Here is a 26,471-nt window from a genome sequence, read left to right on the forward strand (position 1 = left end):
CTTGCCAGCCCGCTCAGAGATGTGTATAAGAGACAGATCCACAGCAGCAGGCCGAACGCGAAGCCGCCCACGAGCGACAGCGGAAGCCCGATGACGGTGATCGCGAGCGCGATCAGGAGGACCGGGATCCCAACGGACACGAGCAACCCGACGAGCCCGGAGCGAATGGGACCCGACGCGACGCGGTCGGCGACCCCGTCGGAGAACCGCGGGAACAGCGCGAGCAATGCGGCTCCGAGTAGCAGGTTCACTGCCAGCGCGTAGGCCGTGAACAGCCACGATGCGAAGGGCTGAATCGTCGGTGCGACGTCGACGCCGAGCGAGGAGTCCTCGACGATGTCGCCCGCGACCGCGTCGGTGTTCCCTTCGAGGTCGCCGTCGTACCGGAGATCGCCCGCGATCGAGGCGCTCTCTCCCAGCCGGATCGTTTCCGCACCGATTTCGGCGTTGCCGTCGATCGTGCCGTCGATCGTCGCGCTCCCGACGCCGGCCGTGAGGTCCTGGCCGACGGTCCCGTTCTCGGTGAGTATCAGACTCCCCGCGCCGACATTCACGTCGCCCTCGACGGGTCCCGCGATAGTCACGCTCCCGCCGGCCGCCTCGAGATCGCCGCCGACCGAACCGGTCGGCTCGATCCGCACGTCGCCCCCGACGGCGCTGACATCGTTGGTGACGGTCCCGCGGACGACGACTGAGCCGGCGATCCCCTCGAGGGTATCGACCGTCTCGCCCTCTTCGACGACGATCGTTCCGCCGGTTTGCCCGTTGCTCTGTGCGGCGACCAGCACCGGAACGGTGCCGACGACGGCGAGGACGACCACTGCGATGACGACGAGCCGCGATCGTGTGCTTGAGCCAACCATTGCGCGTGTTCCTTCTTCGAGCAGGGTGTAAAACCCGACACCACGGTGTCAGGGACGAAAACGGTCCGGTCTCGTGATCGGTTCGCCACCCCTGGACTGTCGGCGACGCGATCCGATGGCGACCTTCGGTCGTTTTATCTTGCGGCCCCACCTTCGACCGGTATGAGCGAGGCCGACGCCGAGGCGGCGGAGCCAACACCCGGCAAAACCGAAGTCTGGATCGAGAAGTACCGCCCGGAGCGACTCGACGACATCAAGGGCCACACGGACATCGTTCCGCGGCTCAAAAACTACGTCGAGCAGGACGATCTCCCCCACCTCCTTTTTGCAGGGCCGGCCGGCACGGGAAAGACGACAGCGGCGAAAAGCATCGCTCGAGAGGTCTACGACGACGACTGGCAGGAGAACTTCCTCGAACTCAACGCCTCCGATCAGCGGGGGATCGACGTCGTTCGCGACCGGATCAAGGACTTCGCCCGCTCGAGTTTCGGCGGCTACTCCCATCGCATCATCTTCCTCGACGAGGCCGACGCCTTGACCTCCGACGCCCAGTCCGCGCTGCGCCGGACGATGGAGCAGTTCTCGAACAACACCCGATTCATCCTCTCGTGTAACTACTCGAGTCAGATCATCGACCCGATTCAGTCCCGCTGTGCGGTCTTTCGCTTTACCGAACTCTCCGCGGACGCGATCGAAGCACAGGTACGCGAAATCGCGGCCACCGAGGACATCGCGGTGACTGACGACGGCGTCGACGCGTTAGTCTACGCGGCCGACGGGGACATGCGCAAGGCGATCAACGCGTTGCAGGCCGCCGCGGTGATGGGCGAAACCGTCGACGAGGAGACCGTCTTCGCGATCACCGCCACCGCCCGCCCCGAGGAGGTCGAGGCCATGGTCGACCACGCCATCGACGGCGACTTCACCGCTGCCCGTGCCGCCCTGGAGGACCTCTTGACCGAGCGCGGGCTCGCCGGCGGCGACGTCATCGACCAACTCCACCGGTCGGCCTGGGAGTTCGACGTTCCCGAGCGGGCGACCGTGCGGTTGCTCGAGCGACTCGGCGAAGTCGACTACCGCATTACCGAGGGCGCAAACGAGCGCCTGCAACTCGAGGCGATGCTGGCGTCGCTGGCGCTCGAGACGGACGCCTGATCGGCGGTCGACGCCCCGGCTAGTGGCCGTCGCTGGCGTCGACGCTGCGGAACGCGACGGCGATACGTCCGTCGTCCGCCGCAACGCCGACGGTCCAGCCGTGGGCGTCGGCGATGCGCTCGACAGTCTCGAGTCCGAAGCCGGTGCCGTCGGCCGCGGTCAACTGGTCGGAGTCGGGCTCCGTCTCGATCCTTCCGTCGGCGTCCGCGGCGTCGGGTTCGGCGTCGCGTCGCGCGACGTAGAACCCGTCATCGGTTGCACCGACGGTGACGACCGCCGTCTCGGCCGGCGTTTCGTCGCCGCTTTTCGTTCCGCAGTCGCTCCTCTCGGCCGTGTCGATCATGGTCCCCAGCAACTGCTCGAACAACTCCCGTAGCCGCGCCTTGTCCGCCTCGAGCACGCGGTCGTCGGCCGTGTGCGTCACGAGCCGTGCATCGCCGGTCTCGACGGTGACCCAGGCCCGCCGCGCGACGTCGTGGATGGCGACGGGTTCGGTCTCGACGAGCACGTCGTCCCGCCGGACGATCGAGACGAGCCGATCGACGAGTTCCCGCAGCCGCTCCTGAGCGTCGTCGACCTCCGCGAAGTGTTCGGCAGCGCCGGTTTCGGCGGCGAGTTCGAGGTAGCCACGGGCGACGTTCAGCGGCGTCCGCATCTCCTCGTCGACCAGCGTCTCGATCGTCTCGAGTCGGGCCTCGGCGGCGGCGACTTCCCGCTCGCGGCGGCTCGTCTCGGTCACGTCGCTGTAGACGAGCAGCCCTTCGGGAGTGTGAGCGTCGGATGCCCCCCCGTCGCTCGCGCCAGCGTCGACCGGTACCAGCGTCAGCAGGAACTCGCGGACGCCGTCGACGGTTTCTCGACGACTGTCGAGCTGGCAGCGCTCGCCCGCCCGGAGCGACTCGAGCAGCGCCGCCCGTCGGTGTTCGAGTCCCGGCGCGACGGGCTCCTCGCCGCCGACCCCCTCTGGAGCGGTCCCGAAGACCTCGTCGAAGGCGTCGTTGCTGTCCCGGACGAGCACCCGTCCGTCGTCGATTTCGTAGCGGACCGCCGGCTCCGGGATGGTCGCGAACAGCGCACGGAAGCGGTCGCGTTCGTCGGCGAGGCGGTCGCGCTCGGCCGCCAGCTCGTCCCGCTCGCTGGCCAGTCGGTCGCGGTCCGTCCGCAGCCGATCGCGCTCCCGCTGCAGTTGCTCGCGGGCCGTCCTGTGGCTCGCGTCGGCATCGATCCGCTCGAGGACCGCGGCGGCGACGCGACACCACGCGGCCAGCGAGTCACAGTCGCGGTCGTCGAACGCGGCCGCCTCCTCGGCGGCGACCTGCAGGAGTCCGATATCGCCCACCGGAACGCAACACAGCGACGTCACCCCGTCGAGGGGGGCCGTCAGTCGGTCGTCGCTGTCGATCTCGTCGATCCGAAGCGTCTCACCGGTTCGAAGGGTCTCGTCGAGGACCCCGTCGCGCGAGATCGGCTCGAGGTCGTCGTCTGAGACCCCCGACGCGGTCGCTCGGGGGGTAAACTCCCCGAAGTGGACCGTCGAGAGCCAGCAGGTCTCGCAGTCGAGGGCGTCCGCTGCAGTCTCGACCAGGCGTTCGAAGAGTCGGTCGCGGTCGCGACAGGCCGCCACCTCGGGGACCGACTCGAGGAAGCGCTCGGCGGGTCCGGGGGTCGACGCGGCGCGGTCGGCGCTCACCGCGTCCCCGGTCTCACGACAGACCCACTCGATCTCGTCCGCGAGGTGGGCGACGGCGTCGTCGGTGTCCCGGCGGACGTAGCCGTCGATGCCGTCTGTCGACCGCGCGGCCGTCGGCGCGAACGACGGCTCGGTAAAGAGGATCACCGGCGTCGAGCCACAGCCCTCGATCACCTCGAGCAGCGAGGCACCCGCGGCCGTCGTCGGCGTCTCGGCGAAGACGACGCAGTCGGCCTCGGGGGCCCAGTTCCGGACGCGATCGACGGCCGTCACGGCGTGGACCGATCGCTCCGGTCCGGCGTCGACCGCCTCGAGAGCGCCAGCGCCGTCGCTGGCAGCCGCCTCCGCGTCGGCCACGTAGAGCACTGTTCGCGGTCGCTGGGTCGCTGTCGCCGTCGTCATCCCCTCGCCGTTCAATTGTCTACGTGCTGTGACCGTCCGTCAGGGTAAAGCTTTGCCGTCCGTCCCGGACCGCGTTTGAGGACGCGTGAAAACGCCCCGCTTCACCGTTCACGCGTCCCTACACACGACGGTCGATTACCCCGATCTCGTCAGGCTCCGGCCCGATCACGACGCGATAGCCGGCATAGTCGAAGCGAACGGTCACGTCCGGGTTCGACTCGAGGACGGCAGTCAGCGCGTCGGGATCGACGGCCTCGTACAGCGGGGGGAGGGCTGCCGGGGCACAGCCCTTACGGGCCGCGATACGATCGAGAGCCGTGGCGAGTGCTGGATGCATGGGCATCGTGCTCGGGGTCTTCGACGAGCGAGAGCGCGAACGTCGTCTCGCAGTCGGAGCAGGTCGTCGTGTCGTCCGTCGGCGCGAGACGGATGTCTGTACCACAGTCGCAGCGGAGTGTGAGTCTCGAGACCATATGTGTAGCTCCGTGTACAGGCCCCGACGCGACAGGAAGCGATCCGGCGAGCGAGCCAGCGAGGGTTGCGACTGGTCGACGGACGTCGGCAGGTCTTTATTTCGCCAACGCCAATGGTGGATTGCTCCCGCTACGCGGGGGCGGATCGTTGAGCCGGAGTGCTTGGTTGGATGCTGTGGCACTCCGGCTTGGCGCACTTTCGTGCGCATCCGTGCGGTACGCAATCTATCCTAAAGAACGTTAGGATACTGATCGGTTGGGATCGACGCCCGACGTCGCGCGACCGCGCGCTCGAGGAGGGCGGTGACCGAGACGGTCATCGCGTGGGCGAAGCCGTCGATCGGCGTACGATATGGATCATCTGCGGGAAATATTTATATAGACGTATATTTTTTTTTGAATAAAATGTACCCGCATCCCGACGACCGGACCCGACGGTGTGGCCCCGCGACTCGAGGGGGTGGCTAAATGCGAGAGAAACAGCGGCGCACGCGGTCATCGACATCGGACGCCGACGAATCGGCGGCCGAAACGCAGTCAGCCACGCGGACCGCCGACCACTCCGAGCGCGATCCCCGTCCGCTGGCGGAACAGTCGCCAGCGGCGCACCCGGCCCCAGCACAACCGGACACCGCAGTGCCGGAGGCAGCGACCGTCCCCGACGGCGCCGCGGTCCCGTCACCCGGCGACCGCGCCCGCCGCAAACGCGAGCGGAACATCCAGCGCTCCCTCGCGGGGACCGACACTTCGCGTGACGATGTCCCCGAGCAGGTACTGGCCGTTATCGGCAGCGGCGGCATGCCCCTGGACCTCAGCCTCCGACGCCCTCTCGAGGAACGGATGGATGCCGACTTCTCGACCGTCCGAATTCACACGGGCGGAAAGGCCGCCGAGGCCGCGGAGGCGATCGACGCGAGGGCCTTTACCTGCGGGACCGACATCGTGTTCAATGCCGGTGAGTACGATCCTGAGTCACCGGAGGGACAGCACTTGCTGGCCCACGAACTCGCCCACGTCACACAGCAACGCAGCGGCGCGACGATCAGCATGATGCCCCAGGAAGGGGCTGATCTCGAGATCGATCTCGATCCGCGCTTGGAACGGGAAGCCGACGAAGTCGCTGATCAGGCGTTGGCGGGTGAGGAGCCGCTGGTCGTCAATCGGATGGGAAGCGATATTTCTATCCAGCGGAGTAAAGAAGGTCCGAATACAAAAGATATAACGGAATTGTTGGGAGAAAATATGGGGCTATCTATTGATGTCTCACGAAACCTTTCAACAAGTGATGCGAAAACAATCAAAAGGTTTCTGGATCTCCAACCATTATCGGAGGAAGATGTTACTGTTATAACGGATATTTTTGGAATCGAAAAAGAAAGCGAGGTTCGAAAAGCTGAACCCAGAATACGGTGGATTCAGAAGAACCACGAAAAATTAACTCAAATTCTATCCGGCTCGGAAGCTAGTCAGGAAGAGCGGTACCCTGATTGGTACGACCCTCCGCACGATCCAGACTCGCTAGTTCTTCAATTCATTTCTAGCGGTGATATGAATGATGATGTTGAGATGCTACGAGCGCACGGAAATGACAACCAAAATGGGTATTGGCTCATCCCTCCGGAAGAGGTTGGTGGGCTAGATCCAACTGAGATAGATAACGTGACAGCAGAAGAACTACAAAACAATCTGGCTCTTCCGGAACGTCCAAAATACATCTCAACGGTTACAGTCCCTGCAGAAACAGCAATGCGTATAAGCACCATCAAGCCGAATTTTGGCCAGAACGGGGGCTGGCCGCAGGTCGAACTTGAAACTCGTCTAAGTGATGATGCATACGAGATCACGAAAACATTTGAAGAGTCTAGTGACGAACCAAGAGGTAAATCGCCATGACAACTGTAAGCGTTGATGGGAAAGAGTTGACGATTGGGGAGACAACGGTTACTCTCCGCCACCCAATAAAGGAGACAGTTCGAGTTAATGATGTAGTCGTGGTATTACTCGATGTACCGATCGGAACGATAGATAATCAGAACGTTATAGCCTTCTCGAAAAATGGAGATCGTCTTTGGGAAATAGAACCGATTAGTGACGACCCGACTGCAGACCAAGCATATGTTAATATATATATAAATGAGCGTGGTGTTTGGGTTGTAAACCCAATCGGTGCACGATGTCGGGTCGACGTAGAGACGGGAATTCTAGTGGAAAAAGAAATAACGCGTTGATCTACGGTCTTATTGAAACTGATTAAATTACTAAAATCGATTCAGCGACGGCGAGTACGATCCTGAGTCGCCGGATGGAGCATTGCTGGCCCACGAACTCGCCCACGTCACACAGCAACGCAGCGGCGCGACGATCAGCATGATGCCCCGGGAAGGGGCTGATCTCGAGATCGATCCCGATCCGCGCTTGGAACGGGAGGCCGATGATGCGGCGAGGGCTGCGCTCTCCGACGAACCACTGACGATCAGTCGGATGGGGACGACTGTCCATATCCAGCGGCACCACGACGATCAGATCCGATGGGAGAACGGAAAGTTTGGACCGCTAAAAGAGGAGATCGCTGCACAGCGAACCGAACGCAAGGAGAAACCCTACGGATACGAGAGACGTCCTGACTACGCACCGGGACAGCGAGAAGCGGTGTGGAACAGGTGGCAGGATCCTGATGGCGATGTGCTTTGTGCAGTTGAGGGCATACCGCTTGATCGGGATAACTGGTGTATGGGGCACAAACCCAGACGAGAGTATCGGTATCTGGTCGAGTACTATCTGAGAGGAATCATTTCCCGTGAGGAATTCTTAACAGAGTATAGAAACCCTGACCATTATCAACCGGAATGTCCACACGCGAGTAGTTCCGGAAAACATGAAGAAAACGGACAGTATTGGAAAAAGAAGTGGGGGCCACTGGAGTGATAACCTATGACTGACAATGAGTCCGACGATCTGTACAGTAGTACCGACATCGAGAATGCGATTATCCAGGGCGAGAGAGGGACATTCGACGACCTCATCGACGACGCTGACCTGACGCATCGAGCTAATAATGGGAATACGCTCTTACACGAGGCGGCTGGCTCAGGTCGCCCAGACATAGCCAGGGAACTGATTGATCGAGGAATCGACCTTGATGTTCAGAACGACGGGGGCCTCACCCCGTTGCTTACTGCTTTGGAAGTTGAAAACTATGACACAGCGAAGGTGTTGCTTGAGGAGGGTGCGAATCCGAATGTCTTCGATAATAACGGGAGATGCGCACTTTCGATGGCGGTGACGAGAGGACAAAGAGGTGATAAATTAAAAATGCTCCTCGAGCATGGTGCTGATCCGACGGCATCGGATCAGTCTGGAGAATCGGTGCTGGAGTGGTTGAGACGGATCGGGAAAACGGACGTAGCAGAGCTGATGGTATCCTATGCTGAGGAATAGGTCCGGCTCGATTACGACCTGTGCAACACGTGTGTGGCTCTCGCATGCATTGTCCTCTCCTGTGAGGGATTCCGTGACGAGTCTAGAAATTCGGATCGCTAGCGGTCAGAATGCCGTCGTGTAAGTAGTGACAGTGGACTGACTTGACTGCTGGATAGACAAGTGGGGGCCACTGGAGTGATCACGTCGCTGTGCGTTGCTTTCGATAAACTAGACGCGTGTTGCGGCCGATCACGTTCGTGTCGGACGATCCTTTCGCGGCGTCAGTTGCGGAACTGTTTTACGCGCTGCAGGGTCAATACACGCGTAATGAGCGAACTAGAGGAGGAGTACCGCCTCGAGTACTTCGAGGAGGAAGGATTCGAGCGCAAGGAGTGCCCGGAGTGTGGTGCTCACTTCTGGACGCGCGACGAGAGCAGGGTGACCTGTGGTGAACCACCCTGTGAAGAGTACGACTTCATCGATAACTCGGGATTCGACGAGTCGTACGACCTGACCGAGATGCGCGAGGCCTTTCTCTCTTATTTCGAGGCGAACGATCACGAGCGCATCGAACCCTATCCGGTCGCGGCGAACCGCTGGCGCGACGACGTCTTGCTGACACAGGCGTCGATCTATGACTTCCAGCCGCTGGTGACCAGCGGCGAGACGCCCCCGCCCGCGAACCCGTTGACGGTCTCCCAGCCCTGTATTCGAATGCAGGACATCGACAACGTCGGGAAGACGGGCCGGCATACGATGGCCTTCGAGATGATGGCCCACCACGCGTTCAACACGCGCGAGGATGTCGCCGAAGACGAGTACGCCTATCACGGCGAGGTCTACTGGAAGGACCATACCGTCGAACTCTGCGACGGCTTCTTCGAGTCGATGGGCGTCGATCTCGAGGAGGTCATCTACATCGAGGACCCGTGGGTCGGCGGCGGCAACGCCGGGCCCGCCATCGAGGTCATCTACCGCGGCGTCGAACTCGCGACGCTGGTCTTCATGTCGATGGAGCAAGACCCCGACGGCGAGTACGAGATGAAAGACGGGAACCGCTACAGCCCGATGGACACCTACATCGTCGACACGGGCTACGGCCTCGAGCGGTGGACCTGGGTCTCCCAGGGCACCCCGACCGTCTACGAGGCGGTCTATCCCGATATGATCGCCTTCCTCAAGGACAACGCCGGCCTCGAGCACACCGACGAGCAGGAGGCTCTGATCCATCGCGCCGCGAAACTCGCGGGCCACATGGACATCGACGAGGCCGAGGACATGGCAACCGCTCGCGGCGAGATCGCAGCCGAACTCGACGTCGACGCCGCCGAACTCGAGGCCCTGATGGAGCCTCTCGAGGATATCTACGCGATCGCGGACCACTGCCGCACCCTCGCGTACATGCTCGGCGACGGGATCGTCCCCTCGAACGTCGGGACGGGCTATCTCGCCCGGATGGTCCTCCGACGCACGAAGCGACTCTGTGACACGGTCGGCGTCGACGCGCCGCTGGACGAACTCGTCGACATGCAGGCCGACCGACTCGACTACGAGAACCGCGACACGATCCGCGACATCGTCCGCACCGAGGTCGAGAAGTACCGCGAGACCCTGGAGCGCGGCGGTCGCCGGGTCGAAGCGCTGGCCGAGGAGTACGCCGAGAAAGGCGAGGCCATCCCGACCGACGAACTGATCGAACTCTACGACTCCCACGGCATCCAGCCCGATATGGTCGCCGAGATCGCCGCGGAAACCGGCGCGGATGTCGCGGTTCCCGACGACTTCTACAGCCTCGTCGCGAAGCGCCACGACACGCCCGAGACGGTTACGGAGGCCGAGGAGGACGAGGACGAGCGTCTCGAGGACCTCCCCGAGACGGAGAAGCTCTACTACGATGATCAACAGCGGACCCAGTTCGAAGCGGTCGTTCTCGATGTCTTCGAGCGCGACGAGGGCTACGATGTCGTCCTGGACCAGACGATGTTCTACCCCGAAGGCGGTGGCCAGCCCGCCGACACCGGGACGCTCTCGACGGACGAGACGACCGTCGAGGTCGAGGACGTCCAGATCGAGGACGGCGTCATTTGTCACCGGACTGACGAGGACCCCGGGAAAGGCGAACTGGTCAACGGACAGGTCGACGGCGGTCGTCGTCGACAGCTCATGCGCCATCATACGGCGACCCACATCGTCATCCACGCCGCGCGGCAGGTCCTCGGCGAGCACATCCGGCAAGCCGGTGCCCAGAAGGGCGTCGAGCGGTCGCGGATCGACGTTCGCCACTACGATCGAATCGGCCGCGAGGACGTCAAGCGGATCGAGGACCGTGCAAACGAAATCGTGATGGACAACACTGCGGTCTCCCAGGAGTGGCCGGATCGCCACGACGCCGAGGCCGAACACGGGTTCGACCTCTATCAGGGCGGGATTCCGCCGGGCGAGCAGATCCGGCTGATCCACGTCGACGATGACACCCAGGCCTGCGGTGGCACCCACGTCGCCCGTACCGGCGACATCGGGGCGATCAAAGTCCTGAACACCGAGCGCGTTCAGGACGGCGTCGAGCGGCTCACCTTCGCGGCCGGCGAGGCCGCCATCGAGGCGACGCAGGAGACGGAGGACGCTCTCTACGAGGCCGCCGAAATCCTCGACGTGTCGCCCGAAGACGTCCCCGAAACCGCCGACCGGTTCTTCAAGGAGTGGAAGGCTCGAGGCAAGGAGATCGAGGATCTGACGGAGCAACTCGCGGAGGCTCGCGCCGGCGGCGCTGTCGGCGGCGAGGAAGTCGCGGTCGGCGACGCGACGGCCGTCATCGACAGGATCGACGCCGATGTCGACGAACTGCGGGCGACTGCGAACGCCCTCGTCGAGGCGGGCAAGATCGCCGTCCTCGGGAGCGGCGAGGGCAGTGCCCAGTTCGTCGTCGCCGTTCCCGACGATGTCGGCGTCAACGCCGGCGAAGTCGTCGGGGAACTCGCCGGGAAGGTCGGCGGCGGCGGCGGCGGCCCGCCGGACTTCGCCCAGGGCGGGGGCCCCAACGTCGAGGACTTGGACGACGCGCTCGAGGACGCGCCCGACGTGTTGCGACAGGTCCTGAACGCCTGATCGGTCGACGTTTTTTCTTCCGGACTCCGATTGTACGCCCCCAGCCGTGTCTCCGTTCAATGGGGCGTCAGTTACGCGGTCTTCGAAAACGTGAGGACGCCGAACGCGGAGACACCGAGGGCGACCGCGGCGATCCCGGCGATGAGGAGCGTATTGGCGTAGCCGACGATCGAGGCGACAGCAACGAACACCGGCGGTCCGACAGTCGTTCCGAACTGCAGCACGCTTGTTCGGATACTCATAATGCCGCCACGGAACGCATCGGGTGCGAGTGTGTTCAGTGCGGTATCAGTAATGGGCTCCGCAAACCCCTGCCCGATACCGAACAGGAACAGTGCGCCGGCAAGGACGACGACCGAGTGGGTGAGTGCGGCGAGTGTCATCCCGATCCCGTAGGTCACAAACCCGAGCGTGATGAGTCGCGGGGGCGAGAGATGGCGAATGAGCCGGGACGACTGCGAGGATGTCAGTCCCATCGTGACTGCCGGGAGTCCGAGCAACAGCCCGATCGTTCCGGACGAAAACCCGTAGGATTCGTCGAGAATGAACGGGATGACCGTGAGCTGTGCGCCGTAGAGAATCAGGAAAATGCCGAACACAGCCGCATACAGCCCGATCGCTCTCCACAGTGGGACCGCCTGGACCGCGTTAGCGACGTAGGAGAGGCCGGACGAGCTTTCGCCCCCCTCGGGTTCGGTAAGGACCGCGGAGCCGGCAATCGCGACGACGATCCCGAGCCCGAAACAGACGAACGGGGCGGCCCACGAGAGCAGTGCGAGGCTCCCACCAAGTAGGGGGTAGCCGGCCGCGCCGATGGCGAGGATTGCCGCGTTCAGTCCGATGAGGCGGCTCCGTTGGGCTCCCGAAAACAGGTCACCGAGCAACGTCACGGTGAGACTCATAATGGCACTGCCGGCGATTCCCTGGACGACGCGGAGACCGAGAATCGTCGTGAAGCCGCCGACAAACACGACTGCAATGCCACTCACGCCGAACAGGAACAGCGCCGGGACGAGGACGCGCTTGCGGCCAACGCGGTCGGCAACGAGTCCGACGAACGGTGTGAGAACGACACCGGGCAAAGTAAACGCCGAAATGAGCAGGCTTGCCTGACTCGCCGAAATGTCCCACGCCGTCTGAATCGTCGGCAGTACCGGGCTGATGAGGGAGACGCCCATTACGCTCACGAGCGTACTCGCAAAGATGATAACGACCGTCTGTGATTGCTGCGTGTCCGTCAGTGGAGTAGATAAATGCGTTCGCATAGACGCTGTTGCTTGACACGTGTCTGCGAAAAACCTATCGTATGTGTTTACCCCCAGAAATCGCAGGAGGACAGTAGGTTCAAAATCGGGGAATTCAATTAGAAATCCGTAAAATTCGACCGCCGNACTGAGAGATATATAAATCAAATAGAGGGTGCTGTTTTCAGCCGTCTCAGTGGCTCAGCCAGGAACTCTATGGGGGTAAACACATGCAACCTATCGAACAGTGATACCAACGGTTGGCCTCATCCGTCCGGGTTCGCCTTCACAGTCGGGAACGGCATGCTCACGGACCTGGCTCCCGACTGCGTTTTCTCGTCCCTGGGTCGTTTCCCGCGAGCCACCTCGTCGTACCGCTCCCGGTGACGCGAGCCGTCGGTTGGAATCGAAACCGTCGCCTTGCTCCACCCGGATAGTCCTCGTATGCCGACCGCATCGAACGGAGCCGTCTCGCTGTACTATGACCGCGCTGGCGAGGGCGAGCCCGTCGTCTTCGTCCCCGAGGCCGGTCTCGGCGGCTGGCTGTGGGGCTGGCAACACGCCGCCGTCGCCGGCCCCCACGAGGCCGTCGTCTGGGACCTGCGGGGAACGGGCCGCTCCGATTCGCCGCCGGGTCCCTACACCCTCGAGACGCTCGTCGCCGATCTCGAGGCGGTGCTGGCCGATTGCGAACTCACCGCCGCGCACCTCGTGGGCTGTGGCCTCGGCGGAGCGATCGCGCTCGAGGCCGCCCGGACCTCGAGTCGCGTCGCGACGCTGACGCTGTTCGGAACCGCAGCGCAGGGTTCGGCGTTCGACCTCGCGCCGCTGTTTGCCCCGCCCGACGATCGGGATGCGCTCGAGGCGTCGCTCGAGACGGCCCTCTCCCCGGCGTTTCTCGAGGCCCAGCCCGACGCGCGCGAGGGGATCGTCGACTGGCGGGCCGACGGCGACGCCGACCGGGCGGGCTGGGAGGCACAGGTCGCGGCGCTCGAGGAGTTCGACGCGACCGACTGGTTGGTCGAGGTGACCCAGCCGACGCGGGTGATCCACGGCGGCGCGGACGAACTCGTGTCGCCCGCGGCCGGGAAGGAGTTGGCGCGAGGGCTGCCCCGCGGGGAGTTCCGGGCGCTCGAGGGCGCGGGCCACCTCTGTTTCGTCGAGCGCTCGCGGACGGTCAACGATCTGTTGCTGGGCGCTCTCGAGGCGCAGACGGACGAGTCCGAGTGATTCGGTCGGGCGGCGGGAGGACTCGAGAGAGAGCGTTCGCGGCGTCGGCTCGGCGACAGCGACGCTTACCCGATCGATTGTGACACCAGAGTGAGCCACGCCCTCCCCACCCGATTCGCTCGCTTACCGAGGGGACTCACTTCGTTCGCCCCTCGCACCGCTCGCTCATCCCTCGCGCTTCGAGCAGCGATTCGCCCCCCGCTCATCGCTGCTCAGCGCGCCGTCCCAGTCGTCCGTTCGGCTCCCGTTCCCGTGCTTGCGACTGAGCCCCGCCCTACTACGTACGCGAGGGTGGAAGCGACCGCCGTGACCCTCTCGCTGGCCCGCCGGGCGGACCACTTTCCCGACCGGACGGCGATCGTCGACATCTCCGAAGCCCGCCTCTCCGCGCCCGCGGCGACGATCCACGAGGATCGGGTCTCCTACGGCGAACTGTCGGCGATCGCGGCCCGAACCGCCGAACGGCTCGCCGCGCTCGAGATCGGCTCCGGCGATACGGTCTGTCTCATCACGCGAAACCGGATCGCAGTGGTGGGGCTGTTTTTCGCCTGCCGACGGCTCGGGGCGACGCTCGCGCCAGTCTCCCATCTCCTGACACCTGCATCCGTCGAGCGCCCGTTCGACATCCTCGAGCCCGAGCTCGTCGTCGCGGAGGCGGCCCAGCGAGATCTGATCCGGTCGGTCCCGTTCGACCGGTGGGTGACGCTCGAGGAGTTGTCCGAGACTGATCACGCCGGTCTCGCGGTCGACGACCGACGGCCGGGCGAGGCCCCCCTGCTCGCCCTCCACGGCCGGTCGGGACGACCGGTCGCGGGCTACGCGAGCGAGACGCTCGAGCGCAACTGCCGGACGGGGATCGCTACGTGGGGGCTGGCGGCCGACGACGTCGTCCCGCTGACGACGCCGCTTTCGGCCCCGGACGGACTCGTCCGCGTCGCGCTGTCGGTGCTGTACGTCGGCGGGACGCTCCTGCTCGATCGGGCCTTCGATCCCGGCGACGCGACGCGGGCCATCGCCGCGGAGGGAGCGACGCTGTTGCCCGGCCGGCCGGCGGCCCTCCGCGATATCGCGGCCGAATCGGGTTTCGACGCGGCCGCCGACTCACTCGAGCGGGCGATCTGTGCGGCCCCGGTCGACGGGGGCGTGATCGATGCCTACCGAGACCGTGACGTACCGGTCGCACGGGTCTACGGTCGTCTCGAGTGTCCGACGGCCCTGAGTGAGGGAGTTGCCGATGATGCCCGCGTCGGCGACGCCGACGAGTCACCGGTCGGCCGCCCGGTTCCGGACTGTCGTGCCCGGCTGGTCGACGACGATGGGTCGGTCCTCGAGGGGGCAGCCGTCGGCCGCATCCAACTTTCGGGACCGGTCGTCGCCGACGGCTACGTAAACGCTGCCGGAACCGCCGACGAACGCCGGGACGAGCCGGCTCCGCTCCCGAGCGCCGAGAACGATGCCGGCGATAGCGGTTGGGTCGCCGACGGCTGGTTCGATACGGGCGATCGGGCCCGCCGGGACGACACCGGGAACTATCACCTGCCGTGAGACGCGGCGAGCCGATCCGTTCCCGCCCCCGATCTCCCGGACTCGAGTCTCGAGATGTCAGCGCGCCACTCGTCCCAGTGGCGCGTCTCGCCGTCGGCGGTCGCGGCAACCACGGCACCGGACGGAACACCTATTCTTATCGAGTGGCCACTATGGCGTAATGAGTCATCCCCGAATCGCCGTCCTGAACGCGGCTCACCGGGACGAGAACACGACGCGAAATTTCCGGCGCGAACTCGACGGCTCGCTCGCGGAGTTCGACGCCACCGACGGGACGGTCCCCGACGACTTCGACTACGACGGTGTCGTCGTTACCGGCTCCCGATCGTCGGTCTACTGGGACGACGACTGGATGCGACCGGTCAAGGAGTGGGTCGGCGAGGCGATCGACCGCGGCATCCCCTTCCTCGGGGTCTGTTGGGGCCACCAGCTGCTCGCCGAGGTCCTCGGGGGCACCGTCGAAGACATGGGCGTCTACGAAGTCGGCTACAGCGAGATCGAACACACCGGCGAGTCGCGGCTGTTCGACGGCATCGACGAGACCTTCCTGTCCTTTACCAGCCACTCCGATGCGGTCACTGCCCTTCCGCCCGGTGCCGACCCCCTCGCGGCCAACGACTACTCCAATCACGGCTTCCGCAAGGACCGCGTCTTCGGCGTCCAGTTCCACCCCGAGTACGACGCGAAAACCGCCCGCGAACTCGTCGGCCGCAAGGACCTCTCCGATGACCGCCGCGAGTCGATCCTCGCCGAGATCACCGACGAGAACTATCGCCGCTCCTGCGAGGCGAAACTCGTCTTCGACAACTTCCTCGAGTTCGTCCGCGAGGTGAAGGCCGAAGACGCCGTAGTCATGGCCGAGAGCGAGGATTCGGCGGCATCGACCGGTCGTTCCGACTGACCGTCTTTCCCTGTCGTTCGTTTTGCGCCCTGTACTGTAGCCGTAACCACTCCTGTACGCCGGACCGTCCGTATTCCGTTCCGATTCGGGAGAAACGTATTTTTAGTGGAATCCGCTACTACTGTGTATGAGCACGTCGGTCAAAGTCACCGATCGGACGAAGTCCCATCTCGAGGAGCTACAGGCCGAGATCCGCCTGGAGACGGGCCGAAAAGTGACGCAACAGGAACTGCTCGAGCGAATCATAACCGAAACGTACGAATCAAAAGACGAACTGATCGATTCCTTCCGCGATGATTTCGAACCGCTCTCGGACGACGAAATCGAGCAGTGGTTGTCCGGCAGTTCGGACTGGGGTGTCGAAACGAACGAAGACGAGATCGATGCGGTACTGTACGGCGAATGAGCCTCCTCGTCGATACCGGTGTTTTCGTTGCCGTTCAAAACGAGCGGGACGAACACCACGAAGCAGCGACGAACGCGTTGAAAGCCGCGTTGACCGGTGAGTTTGGTGCACTATATACGAACGATTACGTGTACGACGAAGCGGTGACGCTCACCCGACTGCGGACGGGCAGTCACCGCGAAGCACGGACTGTCGGCGATCGGATCGCCGGGCGCGGTCCGTTTCCCGATCGGATCAAGATGCTGTTCGTCTCCGACGACCGATTCGAGCAAACGGTCCGCGTTTTCGACCGCTACGACGACCATGACCTCAGCTTCACGGACGCGAGCCTCGTCGCGCTCGTCGAAAACAGTGATATCGACGTTGTTCTCAGTTTCGACGACGATTTCGACGGCCTCGTTGATCGAATCGATCCGACGATGATCGGCGACGGGTAACGGGACCGCTGTTCGAACTTCCTCGTTCGATTCAAAAGGCGGATCCGATTCGTCGGCTGCCGAACCGACTGGAGACCGATTAGTCGGCGGCGACTTCGACCTGCGCTTCGTCTGCCTTGCCGATGGCCTCGACGATGAGTTCGGCCACGTCGACGATCTCGATCTCGTCCTCGAAGTCGCCGGTCTTGCGGCCGTCCTCGTACATCGTCATGCACATCGGACAGGCGACGACGAACTTCTCGATGCCGCTGCCGGCGTCGGTGTCCTCGAGCGCCTCTCGAATGCGTTCCTCGCTGGGCTTTGGCTCCTCCTCGAAGTCCATCCAGAGGCCGCCGCCACCGCCGCCACAGCAGAAGGAGTTGCTGCGGTTGCGGGGCATCTCGTCCAACGTACAGCCCGTCGCTTTGATGAGTTCGCGCGGGGCCTCGTACTCGTCGTTGTACCGGCCGAGGTGACACGGATCGTGGTAGGTGACCGTGTAATCGAGTTCGGTTCCGTTCAGGTCGAGTTTGCCCTCCTCGACCAGTTCCTCGACGGCCTGGGTCCAGTGGTAGACGTCGATTTCGCCGTCGTCGTTCCACTGGTCGTCGTACTCGAAGGGCATCATCGGGTCGTCGGCGAACTCGTCGAAGTTGACCTCCGGATACTCGTTCTTGAACGTGTTGTAGGAGTGGGGGTCCGTACAGACGATTTTGTCGAACTCGCAGTCCTCCCACGTCTCGACGTGGTGGCCGGCCAGTTCGACGTAGAGCAGTTCCTCGCCGACGCGGCGGATGTCGTTGCCGTCGAACTTCTCGTCGTCGAAGAGGATGCCGAAGCTGACGTCGGCCTCTTTGAGGATCGTCGCCAGCGAACGGGCGACCTGTTTGTTGCGCTCGTCGTAGCTCGGGAAGTCGCCGACGTACCAGAGGTAGTCGACTTCCTCCTCGCGGGCGTCGGTGACGTCGAACTCGAGTTCGTCGGCCCAGTCGCCCCGGTTGCGCGGCGAGTCGCCGAAGGTGTTGCCGTTCTGCATGACGTTCTGGAAGACGTCCTGCATGCTCGAGGAGACGTCACCCTGATCGGTCTGCTGGCGGTTGAGCCGGGTGAAGCTCTTGAGGTGTTCGATCTCGACGGGGCAGGCGTCCATACAGGCCATGCAGGCCATACAGGAGTCCATCGTCTCGGAGTTGATCACCGAGGTGCCGCCGTCGGCGATGATCGGTTTCTCCTCGCCGCCGGCTGCAAGCTCTTCACGGTAGGATTTCAGGTCGAGGATGACGTTCCGCGGGTCGAGCGGGCGGTCGGAAGCCTTGGCCGGACAGACCGACGAACAGCGACCGCACTTGGTACAGGCGTCCTGATCGAGGATTTCCTTCCAGGTGAAGTCGTCGATGGAGTCGGCGTTAGTCGCGTCCAGGTCCGACGGGACGTTGGGCAGGCGCTGCCCTGCTTTCTCGTCGCGCGTGACGACGTTCGCAAAGGAGGAAATCATGTGGAAAGGCTTGGCGTAGGGAATCCACGCGATGAAAAAGAAGGCGAGCAGCGAGTGGGACCACCACGTGAGCCAGTGGAGCGTCTCGGCGTTGGCACCGAGATTGGCGGACGCGCTGTACTCGGGGCCGGCGGCCACTGCGGCTTCGGTGCTCGGGAGGCCGATTCCATTGAACACCGTTGCGAGTCCGTAGCCGACGAAGCTCACGATTTCGTGGTCCGGAATCCCGGCGATGTAGATACGGAATCCCTCGAGCAGGAAGCCGCCGATGCCGAGCGNTGTGTATAAGAGACAGGATGAAGACGTCGTCCTCGTTGGAGGTGTGTCGATCCCAGAGACGAGTGTTACGAACCCAGTAGCGGCGGTACATCGCCATTCCGATGCCGACGACGAAGAGGAGCCCCAGCGCGTCGACCATGAACTGGTAGGCGAGATAGAAGTCGCCGTTCCAAAACGACATGTGGAGGAGTTTCTTCGCGGCGTACTCCTCGGCCATCAGGATGAGCGTCGCGACGAACAGCGTCAGGAAGCCCCACAGAATAAACGAGTGCATCAGACCGCCGTAGAGGTCCCTGTTGAACTGTTTCTCGTTCGAGAGCACGATCTTGGTTGCGCTCACGACGCGGTGCTGCAGGTCATCGAGTCGGGGGAACGAATCGTCGTCCCCCGCTGCGTAGCGGGCGAACCGCTGATAGACGCCGTAGGTGAAGACGGCGATGGCGGTAAACGCAAGGAGGTAGAACACCGCGTACTCGACGCTGGTGATCCCCCAGTACGTCTCCCTGGCCACGTCCGACTGTGCGAAGGCGTTCATGTCCAATGACGGGGAGGGCTGTAACTTAATTCTTGTCACACCGTCTGGGCGACAACCCCGACGCCGTCTTGCGAAAATTTCCGCACTATTTCGAGTTTATAATTGTCGACCATGTGCGACTCGGCCGCCCAACGTGATCTGGCAACAGGCTTAAATAGACTCCCGTCTGGAGTGTCCACCCATGAACGATAAAACCGAGGAACTCCGTGATATTTTCACCGACGTCACCGACGGCGAGGAAACGGTCACCGAATCGCAGGAGAACACCCGCGGGTCCCTCGAGCGAGACGAGCGATCCGACGCGGACCGGCTCGAGAGCGTCGTTCAGCAGATGCGCGAGCGCTACGAGTTCGAGACGGAACTCTCGGACGACGAACTCATACGGGTCGCCAAAGCCTTCTACGACGGCACTAGCGACGCGGAAATCGCCGACGAACTCGGCGTCGAGGCGGCCGAGGTCTTCGAGGCGCGACTGTCGTTGCATCTCGTCGGGGAGGACGACGCCGACGAGGTCGATCTCGCGGCGATCCGCGACCGCGAGGAGGACGACACGACGCTGGCTGCGGAGTACGACGTCAGCGAAGCCCGAATTCGTCGCTACCGCCGCGTCGCCGACGCGAAAGACCAGTCACGAGCCGCGAACGACCGCTATCGCGACGAGTTCGACAGCATCCTCGCCGACGCCGATCTCTCCGAGCGCATGACCTCCGACCTCCGCGAGGACGGTCTCGAGGACGCGACGGAGGGCATGGAGACCGACGTGGAATTCTGAGGCCGATTTTGTCCGCGATCGTGTGAGCGGGCGTCGGCTTCCCGTGACTGGGTGACTCGAAGCATCGCGAGATCGTCGGCCCTCTCGCTCATCCGTCGGACTCGTTCGCGGCCGCAACGATCCGGTCCGTCCGGTGACCTGTCCGCCGCCCCGCTACGAGACTTCTTATACGAAGCCGGGACCAGACGGGTTGTGACACGTACTCCGGTTTCGTTTAGCGATCTGCGGACCGCCGCCTACTGTCCGCGGAAGTGTTACTACCAGCGACGGCTGCCGGACGAGGATCGCGAGCCGCCGCCCGAGGTCGAGTCGGTTCGAGCGCTTGCGACCCGGTACGACGACCTGCTCGAGTCCCCGCCGGAGGCCCTCGACGAGGAACCGATCGCCGTCCCGGCCGCTCGCTACCGCGACCGGCTTGGGGCGACCCGCGAGCGACTCGTCGACGCGGGTCAGTGGGAGCGTCTCTGTACCCCCGCCGACCGAGCGGTGTTCGCGACCGGCCGCCACTGTCACGGCGTCGTTCACAAGGTCCTCGCCGAGCCGCTCGAGCCGACGCTGATCTCGTCGGGACGGCCGCCCGAAAACGGCGTCTGGAAACCCCAGTCCGTGCACGCGGTCGCGGCCGCGAAGGCGCTGGCCTGGGAGCACCAGGAGACGGTCGACCGGGCATGGCTCGAGTATCCCGCCTACGGCGTGATCCGGTCGTTCGAATTGACGACGCGGCGGACGGCACAGTATCGGAGCGCGCTCCGGGCGGTCCGGGAGTTGGATGGTCCACCAGCGCGGACGACCAACCGCTCGAAGTGCGAGGCCTGCGAGTTCGCCGCGGAGTGTGGCGTCAAGATGCGAACGCTCCGATCGTTGTTGGGGATCGAGTAGCCCATGCGGGCTCGCCTCGAGACGCCTACCGATCCAGCGCGACTTTCAGGAGCGCGGTCCCGGCGGCGAAGACGAGACCGAAGACGAGGCCGACCGGTGCCGCACTCGCGAGCGCTCGATCGGCGATCACGAGTTGGCTCACGGTATAGCCGAGTCCGGGGACGGTGATAGCGAGGACGGACCACAGAACCGGGCGCGTCCGAACCCACGAATCGGTGTGTTGGGAACGACGGCTCATGTGGAGACATGCGAGATATATTCGGCCGAAACCACATAACATTTCCCGGCCGGACAGTTCGCGAGCGGCGCTGTCACCGCCGGATCGTCCCGGCTCCGCTGGCGCAATTCGTCCCGCCGTCAGTGCTGCTCGAGCCAGGCCTCGATCTCGTCGGCCTGTGCTCCGTGGCGGTGGATCGTCCCGCTCGAGACGTCGACGACGGTACTCTCGGTCCCGCCGTCGGTTCGGCCGCCGTCGAGGACGACTGCGGCCGCCTCGCGGATTTCGGGGTCGAGGTCGTCGAGTCGGCGGGCGCTCTCGCGGCCGCTGACGTTCGCGCTCGTCGCGGTGATCGGCGTCCCGGCTCGCTCACAGAGCGCGAGCGCGAGATCGTTGTCGGGGATGCGGACGCCGACGCGCTCGCGGCCCGCCGTGAGTTCGTCCGGCACGGCCGCCCGTCGCCGACAGAGCACCGTCACGGGCCCGGGGAGGAACGTCGCCATGAACCGCCGCTCCCGGTCGGTCGCACGGACGTACTGCAGCGCCGACGGCACCGACGGCACGGCGAAGGAGAGCGGCTTCGTACGGTCGCGTCCTTTTACCTCGAAAACGCGCTCGACGGTCTCGGACTCGAGCGCCGCTCCGCCGAGGCCGTAGACCGTTTCGGTGGGATAGACGACGAGATCCCCCGATTCGATCGCGTCGGCCGCGCGGTCGAGTTCGCTCATTCGGTTCGAAGTCGGCGGATGCCGAGCAAAAAGGTATCGTTCGGGTTCGAGCCCTTACTCGAGGCCGAGTTCCGCCTCGAGCGCGTCGTAGTCGGGGAAGTCGGGCCAGTCGGTGGCGACCCACGCGCCCGCGACCGTGCGGTCGTCGTCGAGCGCGAAGAAAGCGACGCGGGGTTCGCTGATACCGGTCATCCCGTCGAGATCGTGGTCGACGCCGTACGACGCCGCCACCCGGTTGCTCGGGTCGGCGAAGAACGCGAACGGGTGTTCGGTGTCGTCGAGGAAGCGTTTGATGCCGTAGGGTGTCGTGGCCGTGACGCCGACGATCCGGCCCGCGCGGTCGTCCCAGTTTCGCTCCGCGAGTTCGTCCCAGACGTACGTGGCGAGGAAGGAACCGGTCATCGGCGTGAAGACGAGGATAGTCGACCCATCGGTCTCGTTGACGAGCCTCGAGAGCGTCCGGTCCTCCCAGAACTCGTCGGTGACGAGCGGCCGCGTGAAGTCGGGGGCTTCCGCGCCGGGGCCGGGATGATCCGCCGGCCCCAACTCGACGACGTCGAACTCCGGCATCAGGCGTCACCTCCGGCGCTCGCCGCGGCCGCGTCGGGGCGGTCGCCCTCGCCGTAGGTGGACTCGAGGTAGTCGACGATGTTGGCGCTCTCCGCCATGGTGACGCCGGTGTTCTCGTCGACCACGACGGGAACCGTCCGGACGCCGGCGACCCGTTTGACGACGTCGCGATCGGAGTGCATCGGCTCGACGAACCGCGAGCGGTACGCGAGATCGTACTCGTTTAGCAGTCGGGTAACGCGCTCACAGTACGGACAGCCCTGCAGTCGATAGAACGTGATCGGTGGCTCGGCGGTCTCGCTCATGGCCGCCCGTACGGGAAACGCCCGGGTAAACGTGTCGTCGCCGGCGTCGATGGCCGTGAGTCGGTAGAAAATGGGAAACGGTTAACCGATCCAGCTATAACGCTGTATATCAATGGCGTTGTCTCCGCTGTTTGCGGTCCCGTTGGCCGCCTACGAGGTCCCAGTCGTGGGTGTCGGGTTCGATCAGTCGACGGTGACGGTCGTCGGCGCGCTCGCGATTGTCGTCCTCATCGCCCTTTCGGGATTCTTCTCGTCCTCGGAGATCGCGATGTTCAATCTCCCGAAACACCGTCTCGAGGGAATGATCGAGGACGATATCCCGGGTGCGAGCCTGGTCAAGGGACTCAAGGACGACCCCCACAGGCTGCTCGTGACGATCCTGGTCGGCAACAACATCGTCAATATCGCGATGTCCTCGATCGCGACGGCGATCCTGTCGATCCACTTCGGTGGGCTGGTCGGCGTCTTCCTGGCGACGTTTGGGATCACTGCCCTCGTCCTCCTGTTCGGCGAGAGCGTCCCCAAGTCCTACGCCGTCGAGAACACGGAAGCGTGGTCGATTCGAATCGCGAGACCGCTGAAGGCCACGGAGTACCTCCTCTTCCCGCTGATCGTTCTTTTCGATTACCTCACCCGACAGATCAACAACCTCATCGGGTCGACGGGCGCGATCGAGTCGCCGTACGTGACCCGCGACGAGATCCAGGAGATGATCGAGTCCGGCGAGCGCGAGGGCGTCTTGGAGGAGGAGGAACACGAGATGCTCACGCGTATCTTCCGCTTTAACAACACCATCGTCAAGGAGGTGATGACGCCGCGTCTCGACATGACGGCGGTCCCGAAAGACGCCGGTATCGACGAAGCGATCGAGACCTGTATCCAGAGCGGCCACGCCCGCATTCCGGTCTACGAGGGCAGCCTCGACAACGTGCAAGGCGTCGTCCACATCCGCGATCTCGTCCGAGACCTGAACTACGGCGAGGCGGAAGACGGCGAACTCGAGCTCGCGGACCTCATCCAGCCGACGCTGCACGTCCCCGAATCGAAGAACGTCGACGAACTCCTGACCGAGATGCGGGAGAACCGGATGCATATGGCGATCGTCATCGACGAGTTCGGAACCACCGAGGGGCTGGTGACGATGGAGGACATGATCGAGGAGATCATCGGCGAGATTCTCGAGGGCGGTGAGGAACAGCCCATCGAGGAGATCGACGACGACACCGTCCTCGTCCGCGGGGAGGTCAACATCGAGGACGTCAACGAGGCGCTCGAGATCGATCTGCCCGAGGGACAGGAGTTCGAGACTATCGCCGGCTTCATCTTCAACCGCGCCGGGCGGCTCGTCGAGGAAGGCGAGGAGATCACCTACGACGGCGTCCGTATCACCGTCGAAGACGTCGAAAACACCCGGATCATGATGGCCCGACTGACGAGACTCGAGGCGGATGCGACCGCCTCCGACGGGGACGAGTCGGTCGAAGAGGAACCCGATGCCGGCGACGTGACGGACAGCCCGCTCGAGTAGCTCACGAGGGGCGTCTCACGACGATTCGCTGCCGACGACCGAAACGGCATCGTCGCCCCTGCGTCGTAGCGACACGGTGCCGACTGCTCACCGTCCGATGAGACGCCGCAGTCGGCGTCCGATACCCCGTAGCCGCCGTCCGACGAGACGCCGCAGTCGGCGTCCGATACCCCGTAGCCGCCGTCTGACCCGCTCGGAGAACCGGAGTCGACGCGTCTTGACGATCGCTCGAATTTCGACGGCGATCGCGGGTGGCACGGCGATTCGGCGCGGTCCCGCAACGTACTGCCCGTCGGGCTGTTCGTACTCGAGGGAGACGATGGCCGTATCGCCAATCTGCCGGCTGGACACGGCGTTGACCAGCGCGAGATCGATTCGCTGTTCGGGTTCGTAGAGGTAGATCGTCCCCTCCTCGCGGTCGAACGCCCCGACCGACTGCAGGAACGAGGCGAGGACGAGTGCGATGAGAGCCCCCGGAATCAACAGGGCGGCAAGGCCGGTAAACGGGCCGGCACCGGCGGCCAGCAGTTCGTTTTGTGAGACGTACCGCCCGATGCCCATCAGCGCGCCGATGACCGCTCCCATGACGACCGTGCCGACGGCGGCGTCGATCGCACGATTCAGATTCGTTCCCGCCGGTGCGTCGATGGGGAGGACCTCGGCGATCCGCGCCAGATGGGCCTCGGTGTGGCTCGAGGCGGCCAGTGCGAGAACGGTCGCCGCGAACGCCGCGATGAACGCAAGCACGACGGTTCCGCCGGGGCCGCCCGCGGCTTCGCTGCCGAGCCTGTACAGTCGCCAGCAGACGACGGTCCCGATCGCGGCGAAGAACGTCCCGACGCCGAACGCCCACAGGAGTCGCACGGTGCGTGAGGTACTGGCGTCGCGCCGCCACTGCATCGTTTCGTCGGCGGTGTCGGTGCCGTCGACGGCGTCCTCGTCCATGCGTCGAACTCACGACCTCTCGGGTAAAGACCGTTCGATGTCGCACGGATCAGAGCACGAGCGCGGCGACGGTGGTGTAGCCGATAAAGGAGACGGTGATCGCGCCGGCCAGCGAGCCGATCCACGCGAGGACGGTAACGCCCATCTTCCGCGCGCTGACACCGCCACCGGCACCGGCCGCAGCGTAGCCGCTCCCGATGATCGCACTGACGATGATCTCGTTGAACGAGACCGGGATGCCGTAGAAGACGGCGGCCTGCGCGATGATGAACGAGGGAATGAGCGCGGCGATCGACCGGCGCGGCCCCAGCGAGGAGTAGTCCTGCGAAATGGCTTTGATCATCCGCGGTGCGCCGGTCCACGATCCGATCAGGAGGCCGAACCCGCCGCCGACGAGCATCGCGAGCAGCGGCAGGTCGAGGTCGCTCGAGAGCGGGATCAGCGGCCCGATTGCCAGCCCAACCTGACTGCCGCCGGCGGAGAAGGCAACGAGCCCACCGAGGATGAGCAGGAAGTGGCGTTCGCCCCGCTCCGTCCCGTTGCGAAGGTCGACCCCGATCGCGACCGCCCACAGCACCGCAATCGCGAGCGTCGCGAGAGCGGTGCCGACGACCGCCGGACCCGGAAGCGACGTGCTCGAGGCCTGTGCGATCGACGCGCCGCCGCCCGCCGACGAACCGAGGATCGCGAACTCGATGTTGGCGACGATCGCGCCGACGATGGCGGCCAACACGATGATCAGGGACTCCTCGGCGATCACTTCCGCGCGGAGCGCGCGGGCGACCGCGTAGGCGATGGAGCCCCCGACGAACGGCGTCAGTACCCACAGCGTAGCGATTTCGGTATACTTCGCCCACGCGGGATCGCCGCCCATGGCGAGCCCGGTGCCGATGACCGCGCCGGTAACGGTAAACGCCGTCGCGATCGGGTAGCCGGTGAAAATGCCGATCGCCACCAGCCCGGCCGCGATGAGCAGGGCGAGCGTCGCCGCCATCGACGAGAGCGTGACATCGCCGGCGATCAGTTCCGTGCCGACCGCTTCGGAGACGTTCGCACCCTGGAGGACCGCCCCGGCGAAGCCGAGCAGGCCGACGAGAAAGCCGGCCCGCATCACCGAAATCGCGTTCGCGCCGACCGCCGGCGCAAAGGGTGTCGAGCCGCTCGAGCCGGCACCGATCGCCCAGGCCATGAAGAGACTCGCGACTGCGGCCACGGCAAAGGTGCCGAACGTGGCGATATCGACCATCTACTCGGTCCCTATTAGCGGCCCCTACAAGTGTGTGCCGACCTCCTGCCGCCGGGAGAGCGGACGACAACACACGGTACGGGACCGGCTCGACCCGATCACGTTCGTGTCGGTCCGACCCG

24 protein-coding genes and 2 pseudogenes are annotated in these 26,471 nt (G+C 64.4%); 14 read left to right on the forward strand and 12 right to left on the reverse strand.

What is annotated here, in order from left to right; genetic code table 11:
• On the reverse strand, window positions 1-863 hold an 863-nt coding region (locus C487_RS07060; RefSeq protein WP_006185023.1), incomplete at its 3' end, for a bactofilin family protein.
• Window positions 864-1,025: 162 nt separating this feature from the next.
• Here C487_RS07060 and C487_RS07065 point away from each other — a divergent pair.
• A complete protein-coding gene (locus C487_RS07065; protein WP_006185024.1) occupies window positions 1,026-2,018 on the forward strand; it encodes a replication factor C small subunit in 993 nt (330 codons plus the stop codon).
• Between the two features lie 19 nt (window positions 2,019-2,037).
• Here C487_RS07065 and C487_RS07070 read toward each other — a convergent pair whose 3' ends face one another.
• The 3 genes from C487_RS07070 to C487_RS19400 all read right to left on the reverse strand — a co-directional run bounded on the left by C487_RS07070 (window position 2,038) and on the right by C487_RS19400 (window position 4,583).
• Window positions 2,038-4,110, reverse strand: a complete 2,073-nt coding sequence (locus C487_RS07070; RefSeq protein WP_006185025.1) for a GAF domain-containing protein — start codon at window positions 4,108-4,110, stop codon at window positions 2,038-2,040.
• 118 nt (window positions 4,111-4,228) lie between these two features.
• Window positions 4,229-4,447 (reverse strand): HalOD1 output domain-containing protein, encoded by a 219-nt coding sequence (locus C487_RS07075; protein WP_006185026.1) that lies wholly within the window; start codon window positions 4,445-4,447, stop codon window positions 4,229-4,231.
• Complete coding sequence (locus C487_RS19400) at window positions 4,401-4,583, reverse strand: hypothetical protein (RefSeq protein WP_083864546.1); 183 nt, start codon at window positions 4,581-4,583, stop codon at window positions 4,401-4,403. Before C487_RS19400 ends, C487_RS07075 begins: the two co-directional genes overlap by 47 nt.
• A gap of 468 nt (window positions 4,584-5,051) precedes the next feature.
• Between C487_RS19400 and C487_RS21450 the strand changes: the two genes are divergently transcribed.
• From C487_RS21450 to alaS, 5 genes and pseudogenes are all read left to right on the forward strand, one after another.
• Window positions 5,052-6,476, forward strand: coding sequence for an eCIS core domain-containing protein (locus C487_RS21450; protein WP_006185027.1), 1,425 nt, complete (start codon window positions 5,052-5,054; stop codon window positions 6,474-6,476).
• Window positions 6,473-6,811, forward strand: a complete 339-nt coding sequence (locus C487_RS20210) for a hypothetical protein (RefSeq protein WP_138651475.1) — start codon at window positions 6,473-6,475, stop codon at window positions 6,809-6,811. Before C487_RS21450 ends, C487_RS20210 begins: the two co-directional genes overlap by 4 nt.
• 40 nt (window positions 6,812-6,851) lie before the next feature.
• Window positions 6,852-7,508 (forward strand): annotated as a pseudogene (locus C487_RS21890) (GH-E family nuclease); the annotation flags it as partial.
• Between the two features lie 6 nt (window positions 7,509-7,514).
• Entirely contained in the window at window positions 7,515-8,021 is a 507-nt protein-coding gene (locus C487_RS07090) for an ankyrin repeat domain-containing protein (RefSeq protein WP_006185029.1), read from the forward strand.
• Between the two features lie 309 nt (window positions 8,022-8,330).
• A complete protein-coding gene (gene alaS, locus C487_RS07095; RefSeq protein WP_006185030.1) occupies window positions 8,331-11,108 on the forward strand; it encodes an alanine--tRNA ligase in 2,778 nt (925 codons plus the stop codon).
• Window positions 11,109-11,179: 71 nt separating this feature from the next.
• Here alaS and C487_RS07100 read toward each other — a convergent pair whose 3' ends face one another.
• Window positions 11,180-12,373, reverse strand: coding sequence for an MFS transporter (locus C487_RS07100; protein WP_083864548.1), 1,194 nt, complete (start codon window positions 12,371-12,373; stop codon window positions 11,180-11,182).
• A 423-nt stretch (window positions 12,374-12,796) separates the two neighbouring features.
• On the opposite strand from C487_RS07100, the gene C487_RS07105 reads away from it, so the two are divergent.
• The 5 genes from C487_RS07105 to C487_RS07125 all read left to right on the forward strand — a co-directional run bounded on the left by C487_RS07105 (window position 12,797) and on the right by C487_RS07125 (window position 16,871).
• A complete protein-coding gene (locus tag C487_RS07105; protein WP_006185032.1) occupies window positions 12,797-13,582 on the forward strand; it encodes an alpha/beta fold hydrolase in 786 nt (261 codons plus the stop codon).
• A 291-nt stretch (window positions 13,583-13,873) separates the two neighbouring features.
• Window positions 13,874-15,127 carry a class I adenylate-forming enzyme family protein gene (locus C487_RS07110; RefSeq protein WP_006185033.1) on the forward strand — a complete coding sequence of 418 codons (1,254 nt, stop codon included), beginning with the start codon at window positions 13,874-13,876 and terminating at the stop codon, window positions 15,125-15,127.
• A 160-nt stretch (window positions 15,128-15,287) separates the two neighbouring features.
• Window positions 15,288-16,028 carry a type 1 glutamine amidotransferase gene (locus C487_RS07115; RefSeq protein WP_006185034.1) on the forward strand — a complete coding sequence of 247 codons (741 nt, stop codon included), beginning with the start codon at window positions 15,288-15,290 and terminating at the stop codon, window positions 16,026-16,028.
• A gap of 127 nt (window positions 16,029-16,155) precedes the next feature.
• The gene (locus C487_RS07120) at window positions 16,156-16,434 is read left to right on the forward strand and encodes a hypothetical protein (RefSeq protein WP_006185035.1); all 279 of its coding nucleotides are present in this window, start codon (window positions 16,156-16,158) and stop codon (window positions 16,432-16,434) included.
• The gene (locus tag C487_RS07125) at window positions 16,431-16,871 is read left to right on the forward strand and encodes a type II toxin-antitoxin system VapC family toxin (protein ID WP_006185036.1); all 441 of its coding nucleotides are present in this window, start codon (window positions 16,431-16,433) and stop codon (window positions 16,869-16,871) included. The genes C487_RS07120 and C487_RS07125 overlap by 4 nt, the downstream gene beginning before the upstream one ends.
• A gap of 79 nt (window positions 16,872-16,950) precedes the next feature.
• Here the strand turns inward: C487_RS07125 and C487_RS07130 are convergent.
• Window positions 16,951-19,159 (reverse strand): annotated as a pseudogene (locus tag C487_RS07130) (heterodisulfide reductase-related iron-sulfur binding cluster).
• Between the two features lie 181 nt (window positions 19,160-19,340).
• Here C487_RS07130 and C487_RS07135 point away from each other — a divergent pair.
• Together C487_RS07135 and C487_RS07140 are read left to right on the forward strand one after the other, a co-directional pair.
• Window positions 19,341-19,931 carry a hypothetical protein gene (locus tag C487_RS07135; RefSeq protein ID WP_006185039.1) on the forward strand — a complete coding sequence of 197 codons (591 nt, stop codon included), beginning with the start codon at window positions 19,341-19,343 and terminating at the stop codon, window positions 19,929-19,931.
• Between the two features lie 192 nt (window positions 19,932-20,123).
• Window positions 20,124-20,810, forward strand: coding sequence for a CRISPR-associated protein Cas4 (locus tag C487_RS07140; RefSeq protein ID WP_006185040.1), 687 nt, complete (start codon window positions 20,124-20,126; stop codon window positions 20,808-20,810).
• 25 nt (window positions 20,811-20,835) lie between these two features.
• Here C487_RS07140 and C487_RS07145 read toward each other — a convergent pair whose 3' ends face one another.
• The 4 genes from C487_RS07145 to C487_RS07160 form a co-directional block, all read right to left on the reverse strand.
• Window positions 20,836-21,048 (reverse strand): hypothetical protein, encoded by a 213-nt coding sequence (locus tag C487_RS07145; protein ID WP_006185041.1) that lies wholly within the window; start codon window positions 21,046-21,048, stop codon window positions 20,836-20,838.
• Window positions 21,049-21,167: 119 nt separating this feature from the next.
• Window positions 21,168-21,755, reverse strand: a complete 588-nt coding sequence (locus tag C487_RS07150) for an L-threonylcarbamoyladenylate synthase (RefSeq protein ID WP_006185042.1) — start codon at window positions 21,753-21,755, stop codon at window positions 21,168-21,170.
• Between the two features lie 54 nt (window positions 21,756-21,809).
• Window positions 21,810-22,325, reverse strand: a complete 516-nt coding sequence (locus C487_RS07155; RefSeq protein ID WP_006185043.1) for a redoxin domain-containing protein — start codon at window positions 22,323-22,325, stop codon at window positions 21,810-21,812.
• On the reverse strand, window positions 22,325-22,630 hold the full coding sequence (locus C487_RS07160) for a glutaredoxin family protein (protein ID WP_006185044.1): 306 nt from the start codon (window positions 22,628-22,630) through the stop codon (window positions 22,325-22,327). Before C487_RS07160 ends, C487_RS07155 begins: the two co-directional genes overlap by 1 nt.
• A 112-nt stretch (window positions 22,631-22,742) precedes the next feature.
• Here C487_RS07160 and C487_RS07165 point away from each other — a divergent pair, with 112 nt between their 5' ends.
• Window positions 22,743-24,158, forward strand: a complete 1,416-nt coding sequence (locus C487_RS07165) for a hemolysin family protein (RefSeq protein WP_006185045.1) — start codon at window positions 22,743-22,745, stop codon at window positions 24,156-24,158.
• 87 nt (window positions 24,159-24,245) lie between these two features.
• Here C487_RS07165 and C487_RS07170 read toward each other — a convergent pair whose 3' ends face one another.
• Both C487_RS07170 and C487_RS07175 read right to left on the reverse strand, forming a co-directional pair.
• A complete protein-coding gene (locus tag C487_RS07170; protein ID WP_006185046.1) occupies window positions 24,246-25,103 on the reverse strand; it encodes a hypothetical protein in 858 nt (285 codons plus the stop codon).
• Between the two features lie 49 nt (window positions 25,104-25,152).
• On the reverse strand, window positions 25,153-26,349 hold the full coding sequence (locus tag C487_RS07175) for an inorganic phosphate transporter (RefSeq protein ID WP_006185047.1): 1,197 nt from the start codon (window positions 26,347-26,349) through the stop codon (window positions 25,153-25,155).
• Window positions 26,350-26,471: the final 122 nt, after the last annotated feature.

Origin of the sequence: Natrinema pallidum DSM 3751, from assembly GCF_000337615.1 — an archaeon.
Taxonomy (GTDB): domain Archaea; phylum Halobacteriota; class Halobacteria; order Halobacteriales; family Natrialbaceae; genus Natrinema; species Natrinema pallidum.

Excerpts from the sequence above, each read along its gene's own strand:
- C487_RS07125 (WP_006185036.1), top strand. The coding sequence starts at position 16,431 with ATGAGCCTCCTCGTCGATACCGGTGTTTTCGTTGCCGTTCAAAACGAG.
- C487_RS19400 (WP_083864546.1), bottom strand. The coding sequence starts at position 4,583 with ATGGTCTCGAGACTCACACTCCGCTGCGACTGTGGTACAGACATCCGT.
- C487_RS07120 (WP_006185035.1), top strand. The coding sequence starts at position 16,156 with ATGAGCACGTCGGTCAAAGTCACCGATCGGACGAAGTCCCATCTCGAG.
- C487_RS07155 (WP_006185043.1), bottom strand. The coding sequence starts at position 22,325 with ATGCCGGAGTTCGACGTCGTCGAGTTGGGGCCGGCGGATCATCCCGGC.
- C487_RS07115 (WP_006185034.1), top strand. The coding sequence starts at position 15,288 with ATGAGTCATCCCCGAATCGCCGTCCTGAACGCGGCTCACCGGGACGAG.
- C487_RS07070 (WP_006185025.1), bottom strand. The coding sequence starts at position 4,110 with ATGACGACGGCGACAGCGACCCAGCGACCGCGAACAGTGCTCTACGTG.
- C487_RS07105 (WP_006185032.1), top strand. The coding sequence starts at position 12,797 with ATGCCGACCGCATCGAACGGAGCCGTCTCGCTGTACTATGACCGCGCT.
- C487_RS07145 (WP_006185041.1), bottom strand. The coding sequence starts at position 21,048 with ATGAGCCGTCGTTCCCAACACACCGATTCGTGGGTTCGGACGCGCCCG.
- C487_RS07150 (WP_006185042.1), bottom strand. The coding sequence starts at position 21,755 with ATGAGCGAACTCGACCGCGCGGCCGACGCGATCGAATCGGGGGATCTC.
- C487_RS20210 (WP_138651475.1), top strand. The coding sequence starts at position 6,473 with ATGACAACTGTAAGCGTTGATGGGAAAGAGTTGACGATTGGGGAGACA.
- C487_RS21450 (WP_006185027.1), top strand. The coding sequence starts at position 5,052 with ATGCGAGAGAAACAGCGGCGCACGCGGTCATCGACATCGGACGCCGAC.
- C487_RS07135 (WP_006185039.1), top strand. The coding sequence starts at position 19,341 with ATGAACGATAAAACCGAGGAACTCCGTGATATTTTCACCGACGTCACC.
- C487_RS07065 (WP_006185024.1), top strand. The coding sequence starts at position 1,026 with ATGAGCGAGGCCGACGCCGAGGCGGCGGAGCCAACACCCGGCAAAACC.
- alaS (WP_006185030.1), top strand. The coding sequence starts at position 8,331 with ATGAGCGAACTAGAGGAGGAGTACCGCCTCGAGTACTTCGAGGAGGAA.
- C487_RS07075 (WP_006185026.1), bottom strand. The coding sequence starts at position 4,447 with ATGCATCCAGCACTCGCCACGGCTCTCGATCGTATCGCGGCCCGTAAG.
- C487_RS07165 (WP_006185045.1), top strand. The coding sequence starts at position 22,743 with ATGGCGTTGTCTCCGCTGTTTGCGGTCCCGTTGGCCGCCTACGAGGTC.
- C487_RS07175 (WP_006185047.1), bottom strand. The coding sequence starts at position 26,349 with ATGGTCGATATCGCCACGTTCGGCACCTTTGCCGTGGCCGCAGTCGCG.
- C487_RS07160 (WP_006185044.1), bottom strand. The coding sequence starts at position 22,630 with ATGAGCGAGACCGCCGAGCCACCGATCACGTTCTATCGACTGCAGGGC.
- C487_RS07100 (WP_083864548.1), bottom strand. The coding sequence starts at position 12,373 with ATGCGAACGCATTTATCTACTCCACTGACGGACACGCAGCAATCACAG.
- C487_RS07090 (WP_006185029.1), top strand. The coding sequence starts at position 7,515 with ATGACTGACAATGAGTCCGACGATCTGTACAGTAGTACCGACATCGAG.
- C487_RS07170 (WP_006185046.1), bottom strand. The coding sequence starts at position 25,103 with ATGGACGAGGACGCCGTCGACGGCACCGACACCGCCGACGAAACGATG.